This window comes from Paraburkholderia sp. A1RI_3L (genome assembly GCF_048957895.1).
Lineage (GTDB): Bacteria > Pseudomonadota > Gammaproteobacteria > Burkholderiales > Burkholderiaceae > Paraburkholderia > Paraburkholderia kururiensis.
This window is the reverse complement of sequence record NZ_JARCHA010000011.1, coordinates 262,256-284,707: the sequence shown is the minus strand read 5'-3', so window position 1 is coordinate 284,707 and position 22,452 is coordinate 262,256. Positions and strand designations below refer to the sequence as shown.

The 22,452-nt window shown below is 67.7% G+C and carries 18 protein-coding genes and 1 pseudogene; 8 read left to right on the top strand and 11 right to left on the bottom strand.

The genetic code is table 11. The annotated features are described in order from the left end of the window. Positions 1–116: 116 nt before the first annotated feature. The 9 genes and pseudogenes from PXJ20_RS26315 to PXJ20_RS26275 form a co-directional block, all read right to left on the bottom strand. Entirely contained in the window at positions 117–377 is a 261-nt protein-coding gene (locus PXJ20_RS26315; protein ID WP_421032495.1) for a hypothetical protein, read from the bottom strand. Positions 378–1,589: 1,212 nt separating this feature from the next. Further along, positions 1,590–2,528 carry a malonate decarboxylase subunit epsilon gene (gene mdcH / locus PXJ20_RS26310; RefSeq protein WP_421032678.1) on the bottom strand — a complete coding sequence of 313 codons (939 nt, stop codon included), beginning with the start codon at positions 2,526–2,528 and terminating at the stop codon, positions 1,590–1,592. Continuing rightward, positions 2,528–3,322, bottom strand: a complete 795-nt coding sequence (locus tag PXJ20_RS26305; RefSeq protein WP_421032494.1) for a malonate decarboxylase holo-ACP synthase — start codon at positions 3,320–3,322, stop codon at positions 2,528–2,530. Before PXJ20_RS26305 ends, mdcH begins: the two co-directional genes overlap by 1 nt. After that, positions 3,322–4,152: a biotin-independent malonate decarboxylase subunit gamma gene (gene mdcE / locus PXJ20_RS26300; protein WP_421032677.1), complete on the bottom strand. Its 831-nt coding sequence runs from the start codon at positions 4,150–4,152 to the stop codon at positions 3,322–3,324. The genes PXJ20_RS26305 and mdcE overlap by 1 nt, the downstream gene beginning before the upstream one ends. Positions 4,153–4,194: 42 nt before the next feature. Then, a pseudogene (locus PXJ20_RS26295) lies at positions 4,195–5,064 on the bottom strand (biotin-independent malonate decarboxylase subunit beta); the annotation flags it as partial. Continuing rightward, positions 5,061–5,393 carry a malonate decarboxylase subunit delta gene (locus PXJ20_RS26290; protein ID WP_421032493.1) on the bottom strand — a complete coding sequence of 111 codons (333 nt, stop codon included), beginning with the start codon at positions 5,391–5,393 and terminating at the stop codon, positions 5,061–5,063. The pseudogene PXJ20_RS26295 and the gene PXJ20_RS26290, both read right to left, overlap by 4 nt. Next, the gene (locus tag PXJ20_RS26285; protein WP_421032492.1) at positions 5,381–6,526 is read right to left on the bottom strand and encodes a triphosphoribosyl-dephospho-CoA synthase; all 1,146 of its coding nucleotides are present in this window, start codon (positions 6,524–6,526) and stop codon (positions 5,381–5,383) included. The genes PXJ20_RS26290 and PXJ20_RS26285 overlap by 13 nt, the downstream gene beginning before the upstream one ends. 5 nt (positions 6,527–6,531) lie before the next feature. After that, positions 6,532–8,220 (bottom strand): malonate decarboxylase subunit alpha, encoded by a 1,689-nt coding sequence (mdcA, locus tag PXJ20_RS26280; protein WP_017773636.1) that lies wholly within the window; start codon positions 8,218–8,220, stop codon positions 6,532–6,534. 26 nt (positions 8,221–8,246) lie between these two features. Next, positions 8,247–9,029, bottom strand: a complete 783-nt coding sequence (locus PXJ20_RS26275) for a GntR family transcriptional regulator (RefSeq protein WP_421032491.1) — start codon at positions 9,027–9,029, stop codon at positions 8,247–8,249. Between the two features lie 117 nt (positions 9,030–9,146). On the opposite strand from PXJ20_RS26275, the gene PXJ20_RS26270 reads away from it, so the two are divergent. The 8 genes from PXJ20_RS26270 (at position 9,147) to hutC (ending at position 17,964) form a co-directional block, all read left to right on the top strand. Continuing rightward, positions 9,147–10,454: an MFS transporter gene (locus PXJ20_RS26270; RefSeq protein WP_017773638.1), complete on the top strand. Its 1,308-nt coding sequence runs from the start codon at positions 9,147–9,149 to the stop codon at positions 10,452–10,454. A 236-nt stretch (positions 10,455–10,690) separates the two neighbouring features. Next, a complete protein-coding gene (locus PXJ20_RS26265; protein ID WP_421032490.1) occupies positions 10,691–11,593 on the top strand; it encodes an arylamine N-acetyltransferase family protein in 903 nt (300 codons plus the stop codon). Between the two features lie 454 nt (positions 11,594–12,047). Beyond that, positions 12,048–12,902: a transporter substrate-binding domain-containing protein gene (locus PXJ20_RS26260; protein ID WP_017773640.1), complete on the top strand. Its 855-nt coding sequence runs from the start codon at positions 12,048–12,050 to the stop codon at positions 12,900–12,902. 157 nt (positions 12,903–13,059) lie between these two features. Next, entirely contained in the window at positions 13,060–13,782 is a 723-nt protein-coding gene (locus tag PXJ20_RS26255) for an ABC transporter permease (protein WP_277599645.1), read from the top strand. Positions 13,783–13,796: 14 nt separating this feature from the next. After that, positions 13,797–14,543: an ABC transporter permease gene (locus tag PXJ20_RS26250; RefSeq protein ID WP_199543716.1), complete on the top strand. Its 747-nt coding sequence runs from the start codon at positions 13,797–13,799 to the stop codon at positions 14,541–14,543. Positions 14,544–14,613: 70 nt separating this feature from the next. Beyond that, positions 14,614–15,405 carry an ABC transporter ATP-binding protein gene (locus PXJ20_RS26245; protein WP_421032489.1) on the top strand — a complete coding sequence of 264 codons (792 nt, stop codon included), beginning with the start codon at positions 14,614–14,616 and terminating at the stop codon, positions 15,403–15,405. Between the two features lie 17 nt (positions 15,406–15,422). Next, positions 15,423–17,099 (top strand): HAL/PAL/TAL family ammonia-lyase, encoded by a 1,677-nt coding sequence (locus tag PXJ20_RS26240; protein WP_421032488.1) that lies wholly within the window; start codon positions 15,423–15,425, stop codon positions 17,097–17,099. After that, complete coding sequence (gene hutC, locus PXJ20_RS26235; protein ID WP_421032487.1) at positions 17,080–17,964, top strand: histidine utilization repressor; 885 nt, start codon at positions 17,080–17,082, stop codon at positions 17,962–17,964. The genes PXJ20_RS26240 and hutC overlap by 20 nt, the downstream gene beginning before the upstream one ends. A gap of 42 nt (positions 17,965–18,006) precedes the next feature. Here the strand turns inward: hutC and PXJ20_RS26230 are convergent, their stop codons facing one another. Both PXJ20_RS26230 and PXJ20_RS26225 read right to left on the bottom strand, forming a co-directional pair. Then, entirely contained in the window at positions 18,007–18,810 is an 804-nt protein-coding gene (locus PXJ20_RS26230; protein ID WP_421032486.1) for a hypothetical protein, read from the bottom strand. A 106-nt stretch (positions 18,811–18,916) separates the two neighbouring features. After that, entirely contained in the window at positions 18,917–22,351 is a 3,435-nt protein-coding gene (locus PXJ20_RS26225) for a GMC family oxidoreductase N-terminal domain-containing protein (protein ID WP_421032676.1), read from the bottom strand. Positions 22,352–22,452 lie beyond the last annotated feature (101 nt).

Genomic DNA, 22,452 nt, shown 5'->3' with positions numbered 1-22,452 from the left:
ATGCCGTGCGCCAGTTCGAATTTGTCGACGGCATCCATCATCGGGTCCGGCTTCGAGCCGTCGGTGGACGTCAGGCCCGATGCGGGCAGAAAGGGTGGGCTGATGATCATGACGTGTCAGTTCGTATGGGGAGGACGGTCGTTGACCTTGAGGTTGCTTTTCGGCAGGACAGGCAACTGCGCGGGCACGTTATCGGGCCCAACAAACGTGAACGCCGCCGCCTTGATCGTGAACGCGCCGGGATAGTCCCCAGCGAAGCACGGCTCGATGCTCTGTTCGTACGCCGCTTCGTCGCGGCTCGTGTGGATGCGCTTCCAGCGCGTCGCGGCCCCATTGAGGGGTGGTCGCCGTGTGGTCCACGGAAGTGACTGTGACATTGACCACGTAGTTCTTGCAGAAACCGCCGTGCGCCCTGAAGTCGAGCACATCAGGTCGTGGTCCTCACTGCCGGTCCACAACGTGAGATGCCGGGTCAGACGTGCTCTCGGGCGGAGCCACGCATCGGTAAAACGCTTTGCGGGAGTATTCATTCCGTGCATTCCTATCCGGTTTAAAGGAACGATGCGAAGCTGGTCAATTCGCACGTTATCAAATCGGATAAACGTAGCAGAAACGCCACGTGGATATTGTCACTAATGGTCAATAGACTTGGCCGTTTTTTCAGAGGACAGTAACTTCTGATAAATGCCATGCTCCGCGCATGCTGTTAAGAGTCGCTAACAATTCGTCCGCGAAGCGCGAAGGGCTAATGGCATCAGAAAGAGACGGCAACGCGACATGAATATTGAGATCCCACTTAAAGCGAACGCGCAGTTTGTCGAGGCTAGCAAACTGGCGGAATCGGCTCGACCATCTAGCGATACCGTCCGAGGCGTTCCCTGCCGTCCTCCTGGCGATGGGCGATACCGGTGTGGCGTGGCTTCGGGTAATGCCGACAGCGTGCGAAGTCATAGCGCGAGTCCGCCTGCAACCTGCCGGGGCGTGTGTGCGTTTGGCCATTGGGGCTGGCACCACTGGAATGGCGGCGGGCGTGGACTGGAGCGCTATCGAGTCGTGCCGGTTGATACCCGTCACAGCGATGGTAATCGGAATACCGCGTCCGTCCGCGGCAATGCGCCGTTTTGACCCGCGCTTCCGAGGGGCTGTCGGGATGGTGCCGCTTTCCTGGCCCGCCGGGTCCGGAAACATTGATCACACCAAGGCGCGCCCACTTCCAATCAATCTGGTAATGCGCACGCAACGGCCAGGCATCGCCGGATGCAACGGCTTCAACACGCCGCGAACCTGCCACACTGGGAACAGCCGCCAGCACGTCATGTCGCTCTACTGAAACCCAGTTTCTTCGACAGGCCTTCCTTAGAAATGCTTGTCGCAGGCCATACAGGATGCCATTAAATGCTGCACCATCATTCTCCGTTCGGCGTTGCGTGCCGTTGGGCGATGGCACAAACACGGAAACAGCGGTTCCAATGCCCCATAACGCGTTACTGATCTTGCGCCTCGAGGCGCCGCGGGGATATGACGTCTATCGCCTCATGTCCGTCATGTTGGCCACTCTAACTGTCCGCAGCACTACGGGCGGGGGAGCTCTATTCTCCGCCCGTGCCGAGCCGCCGCCGCAACGTGGCGGCGAAGCGATCGAACGGCAACGTGGAGGCCGCGAGCGCCGTGACGTCGGGGTACGCCTCGCGCGCGATGTCGGTCAGCACCTGGCCCGGGCGCGCTTCGGCGAGCACCGTCGCGCCCATTTCCACCATGACCGTGAGCGCGTCGAACCAGCGCACGGTATAGCGCATGTTGCTCGCGAGGTCGGTGCGAATCGCCTCGCCGGTGTAGAGTGGCCTGCCGCCGCGATTGCCGACGTAGGTGCGCTGCGGCGCGCGGAAGGGAAGGTCGCGCGACCAGGCGTCGAGTGCATCGGCGGCGTGGGCCAGCAGCGCGCAATGCGACGGCACGCTCACGTCGAGGCGCGTCGCCTTGCGCGCGCCCGCTGCGAGTGCGCGTTCGATGAACGTGTCGAGCGCCGCGTTCGCGCCCGCCATCACGATCTGGCGCGGCGCATTGACGTTGCCGACGTAGACGCGCGGATAACCGTCGCGCGCGTGCGCTTCGGCAAGCCGCTCGCATTGTGCTTCGTTGAGACCCGAAATGGCGGCGAGGCCGTAGCCCGACGGGTACGCGCCTTCCATCAGCTCGGCGCGACGGCGCACCATCTTCAATGCGTCAGCGAACGCGACGGCGCCGCAGCTCACCGCGGCAGGATAGGCGCCCACCGAGAGCCCCGCGCAGATCTGCGCATGCAGCCCTTCGCGTTCCAGCGCCCGCCACACGGCCACGCCGCCCACCATGAGCGCGATCTGCACGGCTACGGTGGAGTGCAGCGCGTCGGCGGTGTCGAGGGCGAGCACGTCCTGGTTCAGCACATCGGATGCTTCGGCGAGCGTTTCGCGCACCGCCGCATGCTCCGGCAAACGATGCAGAAACCCTGCGCTTTGCGCGCCCTGGCCGGGAAAGAGCAGCGCGAGCATCACGCTGTCTCCGCTGGCAACGCCCACGGGTCCGCCACGAGCCGTGCCCCCGCGGGATCGCGCACGAGCACGCGTGGTTTGCTCATGGCGAGTTCGGCCAGCGCGACGCCGCCCATGGGCGTTTCGAGCTGCACGTCGATGCGCAGGCCCGCGTGCGCGGCGTACTCCGCGAGGGCGGCTTGCAGGTCGCGCGCGGTGGCGCACGCAAGCCGCTGGGGCGTGCGGACCAGCAGATCGAGGTCGCTCGCTTCGGTTACGCAGGGCATGCCTGTCGCGAGTTCGAAACCGCTGCTTCCGGTAGGACCCCAAACGAACGATGCGAGCGGCGACGCTGCGCTGCGCAGCGCTACGAGCGCGCGCATGGCGGGCAACGCGCGGCGGGTGGGCACGGGCGCTACGTGGAGAAGGTCTTCGGGGGCAATCGACGCTTCGATGTCCGCCGTTTCGGCCCACGTGCCATAGCGCTGCGCACGCGCGCTGCCGCGCACGCCGACAGCGACGAAGCCCGTTGCCGCAAGCGCTCGCCGCACCACGACGAACGGCGCGCGCGCCCAGGCCTCGCGCACCCAAGGCGGCTCGTTTTCATAGGCAGACAGGCGCGCGAGGCGCAGCAGATCGTGCGCGCGCCAGCGTGCGTCGGTTGCGAGGTCGGTTGTGAGGTCAGCGGCTGCCTTCGCGTGAGCAGTGTCGGCGTTTGCATGGCCGACTCCATCAGCGAATTCGTCAGCAGGCCTGACGCCGGCCTTCGCGCCCGCCTGTGCGACTGCAAACGGCGGTGGCGCGCACGCGCGCATTACGCCTCGTTCCACTGTTCGGCCAGCCGCCGGCGCACTTCGATGGACGCGGCGCGCGTCTTCTTCGCCGTCTCCGACTGCAAGCGATGCGAGAGATCGCGCGAACCGGCGCCCCTCTCGCGGACCCCGCGGACCTCGCGCACCATCTCCACCAGCACGCTGCGCACGCGTTCGATCTGCGTGTCGTTGGGGGCGTCGGCGTCCACGCCGTCGATGAGCCGGTCCAGCAGACCGAGCTTCGCGAACGACGCCATCGAATACGACATCGGCACGATGGTCTCGCCGAGCGCATCGAGCGCTTCCACGGTGCGGCGCGTGACGCGCGCCGCGGCCTCCTTGCCCATGGCGTGGACCATGGTGCCCGGTGCGTCGAGCGCGACGATACGGTTGCCCTGGTAGCCGTGCGCGAGGAACGCGCCCGACATCGCCGGCCCGACGATCAGTGCGACCACGGGATGCCCGGCCTGGCGCGCCGACGCGTAGGCGTCCACGGCGGCGGCGCACGCGAGGTGAATGCCGAGCATTTCCTCGCGATAGCCGTACGCCTGGCTCTTCACGTCCACCACGGCGACGATGGGCCGGCGCACGTCGCGCGCGGCGTCTTCGGCAATCGCTTCGCGAACGGCCTGGGCAAGGCGCCAGCCCTGTTCGAGGCCGACCACGTTGGTCGTGGCGCGCGGGAAGCGGTTGCCGGCGTCGGGGACGACGGCGATGAAGCGCGCGCGTTCGTCGCCGAGCGGCGCGTCGGCGCTCCAGACGGGCGCAGACGTCGCGCTCTCACCCGCGAGCGCGCGAAACCAGTGCGCGCCGCGCGTGTCGGGTTCGATTATCTGAGCCGCCTGGGGCGTTTGAGCCGGAGGGTCGCCAGCGCGTGCAGATTCCCCACCGCGAAACACCGCACGCATGGATTCGGGCGTCACCGTGGCGGGGTCGATCTGCGCGAGGCGAGCCAGATAAGCTTCCACCTGCGCGCTGCGCGGCGTGCCATCGAGGCCGCGCGCGAAGGCCGCGCGCACGGCGTCGCGCATGGCGTGGGCGTCGTCGTCCACGAGCACATCCGCGAGACCCGTGGCCGCGCGCTGCGCGCCGCCGATCAATTGCCACACGTGGCGGCGGTCGCTCGAATCGAGTTCTTCGATGCCGGCTTCCTGTTCGATCACTTCAGGGCCGTTCATGCCGAGCCGCCCCTGTTTCGTGATGACGAGCGACGAGCACAGCGCCGCCGCAAGCGACATACCGCCGAAACAGCCCACCATGCCCGCGATCACGCCCACCACGGGCACGTAGCGGCGCAACGCGACGATGGCCGACTGGATCTCCGAGATCACGGCGAGCCCGAGGTTCGCTTCCTGCAGCCGCACGCCACCCGTCTCGAACAGCACGACGGGACGCACGATGCGGCCGCGCTCGCAGTCCGCCAGCGCGAGTTCGAGCGCCGCGGCTATCTTGCTGCCCGAGACTTCGCCGATGCTGCCGCCCTGAAACGCGGACTCGATGGCGGCGACCACGGCCGGTTCGCCGTCGATGCTGCCGCGCGCGATCACGACGCCGTCGTCCGCTTGGCAGACGACGCCTTGCAGCGGTAGCCACGGCGATTCGATGTGGTCGAACGGACCCAGCAGTTCGCGGAACGAGCCCGCGTCGAGCAGGGCGCGCGCGCGTTCGCGCGCCGAAAGCTCGATGAAGCTGTCGCGCAGGAGCGGTGCCTGAGCCGCTGCGGTTTGTACGCCGGCTTCGCTCATGGGCGGCCTCCCTCGTCGTGGCTTTCTGCGGACCCGGTGGCCTCGGCGGCTTCCACCGCTTCCGCGAGACGCAGCGCGACGACGCCGGGCGTGGCGCCAAAGTCGTTGATTTCGATGCTCGCGGCGCCGTCGTAGCGCGAGAAGAAGCGGTCCAGCACGCTTTTCCAGATGTGGCCGTAACCGTCCACGCTCGTGCGCACCACGACGTGCGCGCTCATCGCGCCGGCGGGCGAGAGCAGCACTTCGAGGTCGCCCGAGCCCACCACGCCCACGTGCGCACGCGCCGTCAATGAGCGGTGCGCCGGGTAGTCGAAAGTCAGTTGTTCCATGAGCTTGTCCTTCCGCGAGCGCGGTGTCGAACCAGTCTGTCGATGAAAAGGGTGGCGGCGAGCAGGTCCGCGGCGCCGCCCGGCGAGGCGTTCAGGTCGAGCAGGCGCCGCTCCAGTACGGCGAGCGCCGCGCGGCCCGCGGGCGTGGCGCTGCCGCCCTGATCGAGCACGCGCTGCGCGCCGCCGCGGCCGGCTTCGAGTCCCGCCAGACCCGCGCGATGCAGCAGGCAGGTGTCGTCGAGCGAGGCCATGATGGCAAGCAGCGTATCGAGCCGCGCCGCGGTTTCGCCGATGCCGCGCGCGCGTGCCGTGCCGAGCGCGGGCAGGCCGATCTTGATCACATGCGGAAAGCCGTCTTGCGCCTCGCGCCGCGCGCCGCCTACCTGGAAGCGGGCGCGCACGCGCTCGCCGTTGCTGTGGGTGGGGGCGGCGTGAAGGTCGGGGAAGGCGGCGATCTGCGCGGCGAGCGAGCCGATGCGGGCGGCGTGGGCGTGGTGGTCGTCGTGCTTATGCTCCGGGGCGCTGCCCAGACAGCGCGCGACGTCGCTGAAATCGCGGGGGGTGCCGCTTGCCGCGAACGCACAGCTTTCCGGCGCCGCGTTCGGCCACGCATGCGAGGCAACGGCGGCTGCGTTTGCAACAGCAGCACCAGGCGAGTCGATTGCCGCGCCCGCCACGAGCAGACCCACAATCCAGATCGCCCCGCGATGCGCGTTGCTGCCGCCCGTGGCGCGCAGCATCTCGGCTTCGCCGTGGCGTCCGATGCGTGCGAGTTCCGTGCGCATCGCTGCCGAGGGCTCGCCGTGCGCGAGCGCCGCGCGTGCGAGCGCGGCGAACGTCGGCGCGAGCGTGTGCGCGGAACGCAGCATCGTGGCGAGATTCAGATCGCGATGTGCGCCGCTGCCGCGTGCGTCCACGAGCGCGGGCTTCGGTGTAAGCAGTGCTTCGTCCACGAGCGCTTCGACGGCAAGGCGCGCGAGCAGGGCGTCGGTTTCGCGTGGCAGGGACACAGCGGCGAGCGCTTGCGCGCGGGCGAGTTCGTTGCCGGCCGTGGCATCGACTGCCGTCCCGGACGTTTCCGCGCAGCCGTAGCCAAGGGCCGCTGAATCCCGCGTCGCGCACTGAGGAGGCATCGCGCTCACCAGCTGCGAAAGCGGGCCGGCGGCGCGTAGAGCCCGCCCGACCAGGTCACGAGGTCGTCGATGCTGCGCGCCGCCAGCAGCGAGCGCTTCGCATCGCCACGGCGAATGCCGAGATCCTCGGGGAAAGCGACGACGCCGCGCCGGCGCAGCTCGTCGGTCTTCTCGCGTTTTGCCGTGAGGCCAATGGGCGTGACGCCCGCCACCGCGGCGAGCGCGGCGCGCCGTTCCTCGACGCCTTCGGCCTTGTGCAGATGCGCGATGCCTTCCTCGGTCACCACGTGGCTCACGTCGTCGCCGTAGATCATCACGGGCGCCACGGGCATACCGCTTTTCTCGCCCACGGCCACCGCGTCGAGTTCTTCGACGAAGGTGGGCTCGCCGCCTTTCTTCCACGTCTCGGCCAGTTGCACGACGAGCTTGTGTCCGCGCGAGACCGGCCCCTGGTCCTTCAGCAGCTTGAGCCACGCTTCGCTCGCGTGGCGCCGGCCGCGCGGGTCGTGGCCCATGTTCGGCGCGCCGCCGAAGCCCGCCAGGCGCCCGCGCGTCACGGTGGACGAGTTGGCGTCGGCATCGATCTGCAGTGTGGAGCCGATGAAGAGATCCACGCCGTACTGGCCCGCCAGCTGGCACAGCACGCGGTTCGACCGCAGGCTGCCGTCGCTGCCCGTGAAGAAGACGTCGGGACGCGCGGCGATGTACGCCTCCATGCCCACTTCGCTGCCGAAACAATGCACGCTCTCCACCCAGCCCGATTCGATGGCGGGAATCAGCGTGGGGTGCGGGTTGAGCGTCCAATTGCGGCAGATCTTGCCCTTGAGCCCGAGGCTTTCGCCGTAGGTGGGCAGCAAGAGTTCGATGGCGGCCGTGTCGAAGCCGATGCCGTGATTGAGCGAACTGATGCCGTAGGGCGCGTAGATGCCCTTGATCACCATCATCGCCGTGAGCACCTGCAGGTCGCCGATGTGGCGCGGGTCGCGCGTGAAGAGCGGCTCCACGGCGAAGGGGCGGTCCGCTTGCACGACGAGGTCCACCCACGAGCCCGGAATGTCCACGCGCGGCAGCGTATCGACGATCTCGTTGACCTGCACGATCACGATGCCATGCCGGAACGCCGCGGCCTCGGCGATGGTGGGCGTGTCTTCGGTATTCGGGCCGGTGTAGAGGTTGCCGTGGCGGTCGGCTTTTTCCGCACACAGCAGGGCCACCTGCGGCGTGAGGTCCACGAACATGCGCGCGTACAGCTCCACGTAGGTGTGGATCGCGCCCACTTCGAGCTGGCCGTCTTCGAGCAGTTGCGCCACGCGCAGGCTCTGCGGCCCCGCGAACGAGAAGTCCACGCGATGCGCAATGCCGCGTTCGAACAGCGCGAGATGCTCGGGGCGGCTGATGCTCGAAATGAGCAGGTGCACGTCGTGCACGCGTTCCGGGTCCACCTTCGCGAGCGAGCGCGAGAGGAAGTCGGCCTGCTTCTGGTTGTCGCCTTCGAGCGCCACGCGGTCGCCTGGGCGCACGAGCTGTTCGAGCGCATCGACGATACGTTCGCGCGGCAGCACGCCGTCTTCGAGCCACGGTGCGACAGCGGCAAGGCGCCGGGCCTTTTCGTCGCGCAGCGTGGTCCACGAACGCGCGGCGCCCGCGGTCGGAGAAGCGGAGCCTGCGGCGTGGCTCGGCAACGGGGAGAGCATCTCGGCTGGGGGCTTCATCGGCAGGTTCAACTCCCGTTTTGAGCGCGCGGGCGACGGCCACGCGCGCGGGGTGTCCGTGTTCCTACTCCTGCGGCGGCATCGGCACGCGCGCGGTCGGTAAGAAAACGATGGATCAGTTCGCCCGTGCCGAGCAGATGCGCGGCCACGAGCGACTGTGCCGCCGCCGTGTCGCTGCGCACGACGGCATCGACTATGGCGCGGTGCTCGGCGTCGGATTCGCCCTTGTACTCGGGCAGCCCGAACTTGAGCCGCAGATAGCGTTCGCCGCGCCGGTGCAGCGCGGCGATCATCTCGATGAGGCGCGGCCGGCCCGACGGTTCGTAGAGGCTCATATGAAACGCCTCGTTGCGCGTGACGTAGAGCGACGGGTCCGGCTCTCCTTCAGCGGCATCGCACAGCGCGCGGGCGCGGGCCAGCGTTTCGGGCGTGTGATGCGGAATGGCGAGCCCGAGCGCGAGGCTTTCGAGCGCCGAGCGGATCTCGTAGATCTCGCGCGCCTCGTCCGCCGAGAGCGGCGCGACCGTGGCGCCCTTGTTCATCTCGACGTTGACCCAGCCTTCGCTTTCCAACTGGCGCAGCGCTTCGCGCACGGGAATCGCGCTTACCGAAAAGTGGCGCGCGATCGTGTCCTGACGCAGCGGGGCGCCGGGCGCGAGCGTGCCGTCGACGATCGCCGTGCGCAGCGCGTCGGCAATCACCCGCGAGGTGCTGGCACGAGGCGCGACCGCGACCCCAAGGCGAGGCGTGGCGGTGCGATCCAGGGGAAAACCATTCGTTGCGTCATTCATGGGATTGCATATTATATATAAAAACAACCAAATTCCAGTCAGGATCGGCCCCAGGGTTGCACTGCCCCGAGGCCTTTTTTCTACTGCATTCCAACCGTATCCCCCGGAGACAGGAGCATGTCGAATTCAATCACGGACCGCGCGCAGGGCGCGCCACGCGCGGCGCGCACGCCGCTCAACCGCTCGCAGATTGCGGGATTCTGGGGCGCCTGGGCGGGCTGGACGCTCGACGGGATGGACTCGTTCATCTACGCGCTCGTGCTCACGCCCGCGCTCACCGAACTGCTGCCGCGCTCGGGCTATGCCGCCACGCCGGGCAACGTCGGCCTGGCGGGCTCGATTCTCTTTGCGCTCTTCCTCGTCGGCTGGGGGCTCTCGTTCATCTGGGGGCCGCTCGCCGATCGCTTTGGCCGCACCAAGGTGCTGGCTGGCACCATTTTCATGTTCGCCATTTTCACGGGGCTTGCGGCAACGTCCCATAGCGTCTGGGAACTGGGCGTGTACCGCTTTCTCGCGGGCGTGGGTATTGGCGGCGAATGGGCGCTGGCCGGGACCTACGTGGCGGAATCGTGGCCGGAGGACCGCCGCAAGATGGGCGCGGGCTACCTGCAGACCGGCTACTACGCGGGCTTCTTCCTTGCCGCCGCGCTGAACTACACGGTGGGCGTGCACTTCGGCTGGCGCGCGATGTTCCTGACGGGCGCGGTGCCGGTCCTGGTCGCCATCCTCATCCTCACGCGCGTGAAGGAATCGGAGAAGTGGCAGAAGGCCGAGGCCAAGGTGGTGCGCACGCGTCCGCTGCACGAGATTCTTGGACCGGCTTACCGCCGCCGCACGTGGGTGGCCTGTGCGCTCCTGACCATCGCGATCATCGGGCTGTGGGCCGGCGCCGTGTACGAGCCCTCCGCCGTCATCCAGCTCGCGCTGAAGTCGGGCATGGCGAAGGCCGATGCCATCAAGACGGCGTCGCTCGCCACGGGGCTGCTTTCGATCGGCACCATCCTCGGTTGCCTTGCGCTGCCGCCCATGGCCGAGCGTATCGGCCGCAAACGCACACTCGCGGTGTACTTCTCGGGCATGGCCGTGGCGATTGCGGGCAGCTTCGGCTGGGCGTTCTATCTGCCCAACGGGCTCGCGCCGTTCATCGCCTGGCTCTTCGTGCTCGGCTTCTTCGGCGGCAACTTCGCGCTCTTCAGCCTGTGGCTGCCCGAGCAGTTCGAGACGCGCGTGCGTGCCACGGCGTTTGCGTTCTGCACGTCGTTTGGGCGCTTCGTCGGGGCGGGCGTGAACTTTCTGCTGGGCGCCGCGGTGCTCAACATGCACACGCTCGGCGTGCCGGTTGCATTGACGGCCATTGTGTTCGTCGCGGGTCTCTTCATCATTCCGTTCGCGCCGGAAACGAAGGGTGAGGTGCTGCCGCAGTGAGCGGCGAGGGAAGTGAGTGGTGAGGGGCGGGTTTTGGGTTTCAGCCCGAAGCGCCCCAAGCGGGCGGGCCGGCCTATCATGACGCGTGCGGCGGTTGATTGGGCACGACCCAGCGAGATATGACCCAAGCGGGGCACGACCCAAGCGGGACCCGACCCAAGCGGGACCCGACCCGACGGTTCGCCGCCCCACGAAACACCGCCCGTCACCCTTCGCTCCCGGAGCGATCACTGCCCATGCCCTTCGATCCCGACCGATATTTCGCCCGCATCGGCTACCGCGGCGCCCGCGTGCCGACGCTCGACGTGCTGACGGAACTGCATCGGCTGCATCCGCATGCCATTCCGTTCGAGAACCTCGACCCGCTCGCGGGCCGCCGTGTCGTGCTGACGCTGCCCGCCATCGCGGAGAAGCTCGTGGAGAGCCGTCGCGGCGGGTACTGCTTCGAGCACAACACGCTGTTTGCGCACGTGCTCATGCAACTAGGCTTTCGCGTGACGCCGCTGATCGCGCGCGTGCTCTGGGGCCGCGGACCGGACGCTGTAACGGCGCGCTCGCACATGCTGCTGCGCGTCGATCTGGACGACGGACCCTGGATCGCGGACGTCGGCTTCGGCGGCGTCACCTTGACCGCGCCGCTGCGTCTCGCGGCGGGCGGCGTGCAGCAGACGCCGCTGGAAGCCTGCCGTCTCATCGAAGCCGCAGACGGCGCATTCGACTTCGAAATCCAGGCGCCTCGCCAGGAAATTTCCCAGGAAACTTCGCGGGAAATCTCCCAGGAAACTTCGCAAGACACCGGGCAATCCGCCGCCGATAGCAGCTGGATCAAGGTCTACCGTTTCGATCTGCGGCCTGCCGAGTGGATCGATTACGAAGTGGCGAACTGGTACACCTCCACCTGGCCCGAATCCATCTTCACCCACAACCTGATGGTGTGTCGCGTGATGCCGCACGGCCGCGCCACGCTCTTCAACGACCGGCTCACCGAGCGCGCCAGCGACGGACGCGGCACCGACCACGCCATCGGCAGCGCGGCCGAACTTGGCGAATGTCTGCACGAGCGCTTCGGGCTGGACATCGCCGGCATGGATCTGGACGCCCTCTACGCGCGCGTGCAAGGGCGCGGCATGAACGTTTGATCGGGCGCCGGCCCGGTCTCCTTCCTTTTCTTCGGCACGACGGCACCGTGCCGGCCCGCACGAGCGCGTCACCGCGCCGACGCGCTCGCGTGCCCGCATGGGCCGCTCGCACACCGCCTAAGCCCACCCAGCGAGCATCGTTTTCACGTCAACCTGTCTAGACAAAACGCACCGTGCTGGCGTGCTTTTGCACCGCCCAAGGGACGTAAACGGCCGTTTTCGAAGCACGACGCGTCCGGCTGGCCGGTCGTTCCCGCCCCGTGTGGCGCGGAAAGGCACGCCAGTATAAGGGCATACCCGAGGTCGGCCACATTTCCACGCCGATGCACTTGCGCAACTGTTTTTGACTGTGCAAGCTTGTCTATACAAATTTTCAAACCTCGGCACTCAACCTGATCAAGTGGGCGCCCGGCCGCTGAATGATGTTCCCTCAGAGAAAAGGAGATTCGACGTGATGGTCAAGCGCATGACGTGGGTGGCAAGGATGGGCGCCGTGCTCGGCGTAGCGGCGGTGCTCGCCGCGCCCGTGCAGGCGAAGGAATGGAAGTCGGTCACGGTCGCGCTGGAAGGCGGCTATGCCCCTTGGAACCTGACGTTGCCCGGCGGCAAGCTGGGCGGCTTCGAGCCCGAACTGCTGGCCAATCTCTGCACGCGCATCAAGATCCAGTGCAACATGGTCGCGCAGGACTGGGACGGCATGATCCCGGGCCTGCAGGCGGGCAAGTTCGACGTGCTGATGGACGCGATCTCCATTACCCCCGAGCGCGAGAAGATCATCGCGTTCTCGCGTCCGTATGCGGCCACGCCCGCCACGTTCGCCGTCACGGACACGAAGGTGTTGCCGAAGGCCGCCGCCGGCGCGCCGGTCGTGAAGCTCACCGGCGAAGCGAAGACCGACCAGCCCACCGTCGACGCGCTGCGCAAGCAGCTGAAGGGCAAGACCATCGGCATCCAGTCGGGTACGGTCTACACGAAGTTCATCAACGACAGCTTCAAGGACGTCGCCACCATCCGCGTCTACAAGACGTCGCCCGAGCGCGATCTCGACCTCGTGGCGGGCCGCATCGACGCCTCGTTCGACGACGTCACGTACTACGCGGCGCTGATGGACAAGAAGGAGAACGCGTCGATCGTGCTGGCCGGGCCGAAGATTGGCGGCTCGATCTGGGGCCCGGGCGAGGGTCTGGCGTTCCGCAAGCAGGACGCCGATCTGCGCGCGAAGTTCGACACGGCCATCGCGGCGGCGCTCGCGGACGGCACGGTGAAGAAACTCGCCGCCAAGTGGTTCAAGACGGACGTCACGCCTTGAACCTGGCGACCTGAGCGTGGCGACCTAAGCGTGGCGACCTAAGCGTAACGACCTAAGCGTAACGACCTGAGCAGCACCCCGCCGTCTTTGGCGGCACGCGCATCGCCTCGTGCGATGCGCGCATCTTCATGACTCGCATCGAGCGAGGAGCAGGCGAATGGAATTGATCGAGATGCTCGGCTTCGGCCCGCAAGGGTGGGGCGGCGTGCTGCTGCTGGCGGCGCTGATGACCGTGGTGTTGACGCTCGCGGCGCTCGCCGTGGGCGCCGTGACGGGCGCGGCCATCGCGGCCGCGAAGCTGTCGCGCTTTCGCGTGGCGCGCGTGCTGGGCGACGTGTACACCACCGTGTTTCGCGGCGTGCCCGAACTGCTCGTCATCTATCTCTTCTACTTCGGCGGTTCCACGCTCGTGACCACGGTGGGGCAATGGTTCGGCGCGGAGGGCTTCATCGGCGTGCCGCCGTTCGTGATCGGCGCGCTCGCGGTGGGCATGATCTCCGGCGCGTACCAGGCCGAGGTCTATCGCGCCGCGGTGCTCGCCGTCTCGCGCGGCGAGCTGGAGGCGGCGCGCGCCATGGGCATGGCGCCGCTCACCGTGTTTCGCCGCATCCTGATTCCGCAGGTGCTGCGCTTCGCGCTGCCGGGCATCGGCAACGTGTGGCAGCTGAGCCTCAAGGACTCGGCGCTGATCTCCGTCACCGGTCTCGCCGAGCTGTTGCGCACGAGCCAGGTCGCGGCCGGCTCTACGCACCAGTACTTCACGTTCTTCGTGGCGGGCGGTGCGCTCTATCTCGTCATGACGGGCATTTCGAATCGTATTTTCAACAAGGCCGAAGCGCAGGTGGGCAAGAGTTTTCGCCGCAACTTCGCACGCAACTGACGGGAACCGCCGCCATGCCCATCGACTTCGACTTTCTCTTCGACACCACGCGCCAGCTGCTCGCGGCCGTGCCCACCACGCTGAGTCTCTTCGCGTGCTCGCTCGTGCTGGGCGGGCTGCTTTCGTTCGTGATCGTGGCGATGCGCGTGTCGCCGCACTGGCTGCCGAACCGCTTCGCGCGTGCCTACATTCTCGTGTTTCGCGGCTCGCCGCTTTTGATCCAGATGTTTCTCGTCTACTACGGGCTCGGCCAGTTCGGCGTGATCCGCGAGAGCTTCGTGTGGCCCGTGCTGCGCGACCCGTACACCTGTGCGGTGCTCTCGCTTGCGCTCTGCACGGCGGGCTACACGGCCGAGATCATTCGCGGCGGCCTGATGGCCGTGCCGGTGGGCCAGATCGAAGCGGGCTACGCCTGCGGCATGTCGGGCTTCACGCTGCTCTTTCGCGTGATCGGTCCGATTGCGCTGCGGCAGTGCCTGCCCGCGTATTCGACGGAAGCCGTGCTGCTCGTGAAATCGACGGCGCTGGCGAGCCTCGTCACGGTTTGGGAAGTGACGGGCGTCGCGCAGCAGATCATCCAGCAGACCTATCGCACGACCGAGGTGTTCATTTGCGCGGCGCTCATCTATCTGCTGCTCAATTTCATCGTCGTGAGGCTGCTCGGGTGGCTCGAATGGCGGCTGTCGCGTCATCTGCGCGCGGCGCCCCTTCAGTCCCAGGCGCTGCCGCCCACGGCGAGCGCGCAAAGCGGCGCGCAGTGAGGCCTGACCCGGACACACCTTTACATACCCTCATTCCTCTTTATCCAGCTTCACCGCTGCGGAGACAGTCATGAACGCACCCGCGCCCGTCGCGCTGTCGGCGAAAAACATCCACAAGTCGTTCGGCGAGCATCACGTGCTGAAAGGCATTTCGCTCGACGCCCGCGAGGGCGACGTGATTTCGATTCTCGGCGCGAGCGGCTCGGGCAAGAGCACGTTCCTGCGCTGCCTCAATCTGCTCGAAACGCCCGACGACGGTTCCGTCGCCGTGGCCGGCGAAGAACTCGTGCTCAAGCGCCGCGGCGACGGCAAGCTGCAGCCGGGCGACCGGCGCCAGGTGGATCGCATCCGCTCGCAGCTCGGCATGGTGTTCCAGAACTTCAACCTGTGGTCGCACATGACCGTGCTCGAGAACTGCATCGAAGGACCGATGCGCGTGTTGAAGCGCCCGCGCGCCGAGGCGATCGAGGAAGCCGAAGCCCTGCTCGCGAAGGTCGGGCTCGCGGAAAAACGTAGCCACTATCCGGCGCATCTTTCGGGCGGGCAGCAGCAGCGCGTGGCGATTGCCCGCGCGCTCGCCATGCATCCGAAGGTCATGCTGTTCGACGAACCCACGTCCGCGCTCGACCCCGAACTCGTGGGTGAAGTGCTGCGCGTGATGCGCGCGCTCGCGCAGGAAGGCCGCACCATGCTCGTCGTCACGCATGAAATGGGCTTTGCGCGGCACGTCTCGAACCGCGTGGTGTTTCTCCATCAGGGCTGCGTGGAAGACGACGGCACGCCCGACCAGGTGTTCGGCGAACTGCGCTCGGAGCGCTTCCGCCAGTTCGTGTCGAGCCACCAGCACCGTACCGCCCACTGAGTTTCGCGAGGCTTGCCATGACCGTGATCCGTTCCGACCGTCCGCTCGACTGGCGCGACATTGCTGCCGTTGCCGCGGGCGAAGCGCTGCAACTCTCGGCGAGCACGCGCGAGCGCATCGCGGCGGCGCGCCTGCTCGTGGAGCGCATCGTCGAGCGCAACATTCGCGCGTACGGTGTGAACACCGGCGTGGGCGCGCTCTGCGACGTCGTGGTGTCGCCCGGCGAGCAGCGTGCGCTGTCGCACAACATTCTCATGAGCCACGCGGTGGGCGTAGGTGCGCCGCTCTCCGCCGTGCAGACGCGCGCCATCATGGCCGCCGCCGTCAACAACTTCGCGCACGGCCATTCGGGCGTGCGGCTCGAAGTGGTGGAACGGCTCGTCGCGCTGCTCGATGCGAACTGCCTGCCCGAAGTGCCCGCGTTCGGGTCGGTCGGGTATCTGAGCCATATGGCGCACATTGCGCTCGCGTGCATCGGCGAAGGCTATGTGCGCATGTATGGCGAAGGCTGCGCGCCGGAAGGCGAGCGTATCAGCGCGAAAGAGGCGCACCGGCGCCTCGCGCTCGAACCGCTCGTGCTGCAGGCGAAGGAAGGCCTGAGCCTCGTGAACGGCACGCCCTGCGTGACGGGGCTTGCGGCCGTTGCAGTGGCGCGCGCGGAACGGCTGCTCGACTGGGTGGACGCCGTCGCCGCGATGAGCTTCGAGAACCTGCGCGGACAACTCGCGGCGTTCGACGCCGAATCGCTCGCGCTACGGCTGTCGCCCGGGCTCAACGCCGTGGGCGAGCGGCTGCGCACGGCGCTTGCGGATAGCGGTGTGCTGGCCTCAGCCGTGGGCCGACGCACGCAGGATCCGCTCAGCATGCGGACCATTCCGCACGTGCATGGCGCCGCGCGCGACGTGCTGGCGGAAACGGCGCACGTGGTGGACCGCGAACTGGCGTCGATCACGGACAACCCCATCGTGGCCGGCACGCCCGACGCGCCGAAGGTCTACTCGCAGGCGCATGCGGTAGGCGCATCGATTGCGCTCGCCATGGACAGCCTCGCGCCCGCCATTGCCCAGGTGGCCGCCATGGCCGAGCGGCGTCTGGACCGGCTCGTGAATCCGCTCGTGAGCGGTCTGCCCGCGTTTCTCGCGCAGCCGGGCGGCACCTGTTCGGGCTTCATGATCGCGCAGTACACGGCGGCGTCGCTCGTGGCCCAGAACCGGCGGCTCGCCGCGCCTGCGAGTCTGGACGGCGGCATCACCTCGGGGCTCCAGGAAGATCACCTCTGCCACGCGACGCCGGCTGCGCTCAAGGCGCTCGAAGTCGTGGAAAATGCCGGCCGGATCGTGGCAATCGAACTGCTGGCAACTGCGCAGGCCTGCGACCTTCAGCCCACCGACGCGCCGCGTGCCGCGCTCACGGAAACGCTGTGGCAGCGCGTGCGGGCGAAGGTGCCGGCGTACTGCGACGACCGGCCGCTCGCCGACGACATCGCCGTGGCGTTCCACCTGATCGCCGACGAAGCGCCGCCCACCTGGCCGCAGCCGGGCAAGGTCGAGGGCGGTTCGGAAACGGTGGCGCTTGAAGCGGCGGCGACCGGCCAGGCTGCTGCGCATGGTGTGGCTACGTCGGGCGTCGCTACGTCGGGCGTCGCTCCGTCAGACCCGGCCGCCAACGACCCGCATGCTGCCCATGCCGGCTGAACAGAGCCCGGGCCGCGTACTCGCGGGCAGCGGCAGCGGTCCGGTTCTGCCGCTGCCCGCGCCCGCATGCGAAGACCCGTTGCGTGACGCTCCGCCCGCCATCCATGAGGCCCATGTGAATACGAACGAGGAAAGCTCCGTCAGTACGCCGTCCCCGCGCGCCGCGGTGTCGCGGCAAGCTGTGCCGGCCTACGAGCAGATCAAGCGCTATGTCGTGAAGAACATCGCCGAAGGCGTGTGGAAGCCGGGTGGCCTGATTCCTTCCGAAGCCGAACTCGTGAAGGAATTCGGCGTAGCGCGCATGACCGTGTCGCGCGCGCTGCGCGAACTCACGACCGAGCGGGTGCTGACGCGCGTGCAGGGCTCGGGCACCTTCGTCGCGCCGCGGCACTACGAATCCACGGTGCTCGAAATCCGCAACATCGCCGACGAAATCGCCGCACGCGGGCACCGGCATACGGCTCGCGTACTGACGCTGGAAGCCAGCGACGACGCCCTGGCCCGCGACGCCCTGGGGCTTGCGTCGGGACCGGTGTTCCACTCGCGCATCGTACATAGCGAGGAGGGCGAGCCGATTCAGTACGAGGACCGCTACGTCAATCCGTGCGTCTTTCCGCAGTACCTCGAGCAGGACTTCACGGCGGAAACGCCGAATCACTATATGGTGCGGCTTGCGCCCATCCAGCACGCGGAATTTCGCATCTACGCGCAAAAGCCCGATGCTCACGTGCGCCGGCATTTGCTGATGGAGATCGGCGAGCCGTGCCTCTTGCTGTGGCGTCGCACCTGGGTGGGCCAGGACATTGCGACGTCGGTGCAGTTGTGGCACCCCGCGTCACGGTTTCATCTGGCGGGACACGTTTAGGGCCTGTTTTCAGTGCGACCAGGCCCCTGGGCTTGCCTGCTCTTACGGATGGGGCTCTTGCCTGGCCTCTCCTGCGCCCGGCGTCGGCAGCTCGTCCGCATACCGCCGATAAAGCCACGACAGCGACGACGCGGTCAGCACCACGAAGAGCGCGTTGATCACGCCTTCCACGATGGCGACGACGGGCCGCAGCCACGTCGCGTCGGGCATCGAGAAGGCCGCCGACATCAGCACGAGCAGCACGCTGCCGATCACGATGACGGGCAGGACAGCGACGCCCGTCACGCCGGTCAGGCTCCAGAAATGCCCGCGGGTGTCATGCCACGTGGCGCGCAGCGCAATGGGGCCGCCCAGCGCGATGGCGGGAAACACGAGGCTCAGGCGCACCATCAGGTAGATCCACGCCAGATAAAGCACGATCAGGAGGAAGACCGCGCCGCCCACGTGCTGCGGGCGCAGCACCAGGGTGAGCAGCAATGCCGCGAGGATGATGGCCAATCCCATGCCGACGGCCACCGCGACATACCGCAGGAGCGGCTTGCCGTTGAGCGGAATCATCGGCTGGGCGCCTTCCCGGAGCAGCACGAAGCGATGCACCTTGATGGACAGCACGGCGTAGAGCACGAGCTGCACGACAAGCATGGCGACCGACGCCAACGCGCGGCCTGCCATATGCATCGCGCGGTCGGCCTCAGGTGCGTCCATGGGCATGTGCGGCAGGGAGACGAACGCCGCGACGGCGAGCACCGCCGCACACGCGGCGAAAAGCGTGGACATCTGCGCAATGGCCTGGCGCGCGCTCGCCCAGCTGCCCGTCACGCAGTCCCGAAAGGTCATCTGTTCCATGGTTGTTGTTCGTCGTCGTTGCAGGTGGCCGCAGTGTAGCGCGCGGCCGCCTGCACGACGATGACAACATGGCCCGTACCGCGCTTCGTCAGTGCATCTTGCATCCTCAATGCGCGTCGAGATGGCCGCGGATCAGCGGGTACACGTCCGTGGCCGCATGTTTGCCGAACATGCAGTCGATATGACCGTAGCCCGGAATCACGTGCCTCTCGTACTGCGCGGGCCCGAAGCGGTCCACGAGCATGCCGAAGGTGGTTTCGGTGCTCGCCGGCACGTAGCAGCGGTTTTCCGCGCCGTGCAGGAACGTGAGCGGCAGTTGCAGGCGATCGAGGTGCGGCAGATAGACGTCCTCGCCATCGGCATCCACGAGATGGCCCGCACGCACCATCGCGGCAAGCTGGTTGAAGAGCGTGACGTCGTGAATGCCGAACAGCTCGTCGAGATGCGCGTGCAATGGCTCGTCGAGCTGCATGTGTTCGTAGAGCAGGCCGTAGAGAAACGTCGCGCGATGACAGACGGCGTTGTTGCAGCCCTCGTCGTGGCCCACGGGGAAAAAGCGCAGCGCTTCGTCGAGCAGGTTGCCCGGCCACGACGCTTCGCGCGTGTAGGCGCTCAGGTCTTCCACGCCGAGGTGCTGGAGGATCTGCGGCGTGTGCAGGCCCGCCTTGATCTTTTGCAGCAGCCCCGGCACGGGATGCGCCGACACCTGCGAGAGCACGGCCGAGCGCACGCCTTCGAGCCCCGCGAGCATCGACATGGTGAACGCCAGGGCGCCGAGGCAATGGGCGACCACCTGGATGGACGCGGCGCCCGTCAGTTCGCGCACCTTGGCAACGGCGGCGGGAATGTCCTCGCGGGCGATGGCGTCGGCGGTGGTCGCGTCGCCTGCGCCCGGCAATTCGATGCTCACGCGCAGGTCGACGAGCCACACGTCGTAGCCCGCCGCGCACAGATACTCCACGAGGTTGGTCGCGATCAGATCCGTCGAGAAAATGCGGCTCGATACGCCCGAGCCGTGGATCAGCAGCACCGGGCCCTTCTGTTCCTTTGCGTCGCCTTGATAGCGCGTGAGGCGCAGCGTCTTGCCGTCTGCGGTGGGAAAGAACGTGAGTTGCGGCGCGGGCGCGCGCAGCACGCGGCGCACGCGCGGCGTTTGCGGCGCGGGGTCGCCCGCGAGACTGCTCGCGTACTGCAACGGCGCCGCCACGCCGCCGTATTCGGTGAACAGCACGCCCGCGAAGAAGCGGCCGAAGCGCAGGGTCCAGGCGAGCCGCGTTTCGAGATCGGGCGCGTTCGTCACTTCGATGGTGCGCATCTGCTTGAGGAAGTTTTCGGGCGTGATGATGAGCGTGGCCTTCCCGATGATCTCGGGCGTGGGTTCGGCGGACGCAGCCGGCCAGTCGCGCACTTCCACGTAAAGCGTATTGGTCTGCGGCCACAGCTCCAGCAGCGACGAATGCGTGACGATCTTTTGCCCGAAGAATGCGTAGCGTCTGCCCTCCGCCGACTCCAACGTCATGTGGTAGTTCATGTTGCGCCGGTCCACGTTCTCTTCATCGGTGACGAAGAGGTTGAAACGGCCATCGGCGATGGTGAGCGGCTGTGCGGAAAGCGCCGGGCAGGTGAGCGTGCCGGCCATGCGCGCTTCGTGCTGCGGGCTCGCGAGCATCGCCTCCAGATCGTCGGACATCACCGTGAGCGTGAAGCTCATGGGCGACGGCGCGCTGCCGTCCGCGGGCGTGTAGGTGCCCACCATGGTTTCCGTGAAGCGCAGGCCGATGCGCGGTGCAGGCGGCGGCGCGGCATCGCCCGCCGCGGCGTAGTCGATGGACCAGCCGTGCGCAGCGGCCAGCTTCGCGCAGTTGCGCTCCGCGAGCGCGGAGATGGTGAGCAGCGGATTCACGCCGAGCGACATCGGCATCGTGGCGCCGTCCATCACGTAGAGGCCTGCGTGCACCGCATCGCCGCTCGCGCCGCTGAACACGCAGCCCGCGTCGTCCACCACGCCGTGCGCGGCGTCGTCGGCCATCGCGCAGCCGCCGAGCGGATGCACGGTGACCGTGCGGTCGTTGAAGAGGCCCGTGGAGATCGGATTGCGCACGTAGTCGCCGCCCAGCGCCGCCGTGGCCGCTTCGAGCGTTTTTTCGATGGCCGCGTAGACGGGCTGCTTGCCCGCGTTGGGCCAGGCAACGCGCGCGCGGCCCTCTTCCACGCGGATTTCGCCGCTCTCGTCGTCGTGAGCCATCACGAGGTAGGTCTGCGTGTTGCGCATGGCACCGTGGTACGGCCCGCGCAGCACGCTTTGCGCGAGGCGGGCGGCGGCGCGCAGTTCGGGCGCAGTGTCGGCGGTTGCGTTGGTTGCATCGAGCGTGTCCGCCACCGGCACGCCCTCGGCCGCGGACGCGATGCCGAGCACGCCCATCATCGCCTCGCCGATGGGCGCAGCGAGCGACCCTTCCTCGATCACGTAGCCGTCCCGCACGTCCGGCGTGTTGCGTTGGTCGATGATGCCGGCGATGGTCGGCCCCACGGGTGGCACCACGCCGGGCGCCTGCGCGCCCCAGCCCACGCCGTTGATTTCGTGGTCCGTATTGAAGGCGAAGGCGAGCACGTCGCCGTTGCCCGTGAAGTGCCGGCCCACCAGCGGCGAGAGCGGCAGGCCCGCGGCCTGCGAGCGCAGCAGGATCGCCGTGGAGCCGAGCGTGCCGGCGGCGAGGATCACCACGTCGGCGGTCAGGAAGAGGTCGGGCGCGCCGTAGCTTTCGCGTCCCAGGTCCACGAGCTGATAGCGCACCTGCCAGGGCTGCGTCTCGTCGTCGCGTGCCACCGAATGCACGCAGACGCCCGTGAAGATCTGCGCGCCGTGCGCGACGGCGTCGGGCAGGTAGTTCATGTGCGTTGAGTTCTTCGCGCCGTGGTTGCAACCCGAGTTGCAGTCGCCGCAGCCGATGCAGCGCGTCTGTTCCACACCCGCTGCGTTCTTGCCCGTGGTGAACGTCACGGTGACGGGCGGCCGGTAGAACGACTGTTCCATGCCGAGCACGGTCGCCGACTGCTGCAGCGCGTCGAGCTTGGGCAGGCGGGCGAAGTCGGCGGGCACGGGCGAAGGTTGCAGCATGGCCGTGGCGCGCTCGTAGCCCGCGGCCACGCCGAGGCGGTCTTCGCGCAGCGCGGCGGGCCAGCGCGGGTCGTCCCAGAGCCTCGGCTCGGGATGCAGCGCGACATTCGCGTTGATGAGCGATGTGCCGCCCAGCCCGCAGCCCACCACCACGTTGACCTCGGGATTCACGTGCACTTCGATGAGCGCGAGCGGCGAACCGATCTGCCCAGCCGCCGTGTTGTACTGCACCTGCGTGAGCCCTTCGAGCGGCGTGGCCGGGAACTCGCCGGCCATGAACTCGCGTCCCCGCTCAAGCACGCAGACGCTGCGCTTCGCGCGCGCCATGCGGCTTGCGGCGATGGCGCCGCCGTAGCCCGACCCGATCACGACGACTTCGTAGTGCGGCTTGAGCGCGTCGATTGCACTCGACAGACGATTCATGGCCATGCGGTCACCTCGTGTTGTTGACCGGGCGGCCACGGACGAAGCCCATGACGCGCCCGGAACGTGTTGTGCGTTGCGGGAATGGCGGGAATCAAGCG

What these genes read in the sequence shown, in the direction of transcription:
- PXJ20_RS26315 (WP_421032495.1), bottom strand. Translation starts at nt 377, where the DNA reads ATGTCACAGTCACTTCCGTGGACCACACGGCGACCACCCCTCAATGGG.
- mdcH (WP_421032678.1), bottom strand. Translation starts at nt 2,528, where the DNA reads ATGCTCGCGCTGCTCTTTCCCGGCCAGGGCGCGCAAAGCGCAGGGTTT.
- PXJ20_RS26305 (WP_421032494.1), bottom strand. Translation starts at nt 3,322, where the DNA reads ATGCGCGCGTGCGCGCCACCGCCGTTTGCAGTCGCACAGGCGGGCGCG.
- PXJ20_RS26290 (WP_421032493.1), bottom strand. Translation starts at nt 5,393, where the DNA reads ATGGAACAACTGACTTTCGACTACCCGGCGCACCGCTCATTGACGGCG.
- PXJ20_RS26285 (WP_421032492.1), bottom strand. Translation starts at nt 6,526, where the DNA reads ATGCCTCCTCAGTGCGCGACGCGGGATTCAGCGGCCCTTGGCTACGGC.
- mdcA (WP_017773636.1), bottom strand. Translation starts at nt 8,220, where the DNA reads ATGCTCTCCCCGTTGCCGAGCCACGCCGCAGGCTCCGCTTCTCCGACC.
- PXJ20_RS26275 (WP_421032491.1), bottom strand. Translation starts at nt 9,029, where the DNA reads ATGAATGACGCAACGAATGGTTTTCCCCTGGATCGCACCGCCACGCCT.
- PXJ20_RS26270 (WP_017773638.1), top strand. Translation starts at nt 9,147, where the DNA reads ATGTCGAATTCAATCACGGACCGCGCGCAGGGCGCGCCACGCGCGGCG.
- PXJ20_RS26265 (WP_421032490.1), top strand. Translation starts at nt 10,691, where the DNA reads ATGCCCTTCGATCCCGACCGATATTTCGCCCGCATCGGCTACCGCGGC.
- PXJ20_RS26260 (WP_017773640.1), top strand. Translation starts at nt 12,048, where the DNA reads ATGGTCAAGCGCATGACGTGGGTGGCAAGGATGGGCGCCGTGCTCGGC.
- PXJ20_RS26255 (WP_277599645.1), top strand. Translation starts at nt 13,060, where the DNA reads ATGGAATTGATCGAGATGCTCGGCTTCGGCCCGCAAGGGTGGGGCGGC.
- PXJ20_RS26250 (WP_199543716.1), top strand. Translation starts at nt 13,797, where the DNA reads ATGCCCATCGACTTCGACTTTCTCTTCGACACCACGCGCCAGCTGCTC.
- PXJ20_RS26245 (WP_421032489.1), top strand. Translation starts at nt 14,614, where the DNA reads ATGAACGCACCCGCGCCCGTCGCGCTGTCGGCGAAAAACATCCACAAG.
- PXJ20_RS26240 (WP_421032488.1), top strand. Translation starts at nt 15,423, where the DNA reads ATGACCGTGATCCGTTCCGACCGTCCGCTCGACTGGCGCGACATTGCT.
- hutC (WP_421032487.1), top strand. Translation starts at nt 17,080, where the DNA reads ATGCTGCCCATGCCGGCTGAACAGAGCCCGGGCCGCGTACTCGCGGGC.
- PXJ20_RS26230 (WP_421032486.1), bottom strand. Translation starts at nt 18,810, where the DNA reads ATGGAACAGATGACCTTTCGGGACTGCGTGACGGGCAGCTGGGCGAGC.
- PXJ20_RS26225 (WP_421032676.1), bottom strand. Translation starts at nt 22,351, where the DNA reads ATGAATCGTCTGTCGAGTGCAATCGACGCGCTCAAGCCGCACTACGAA.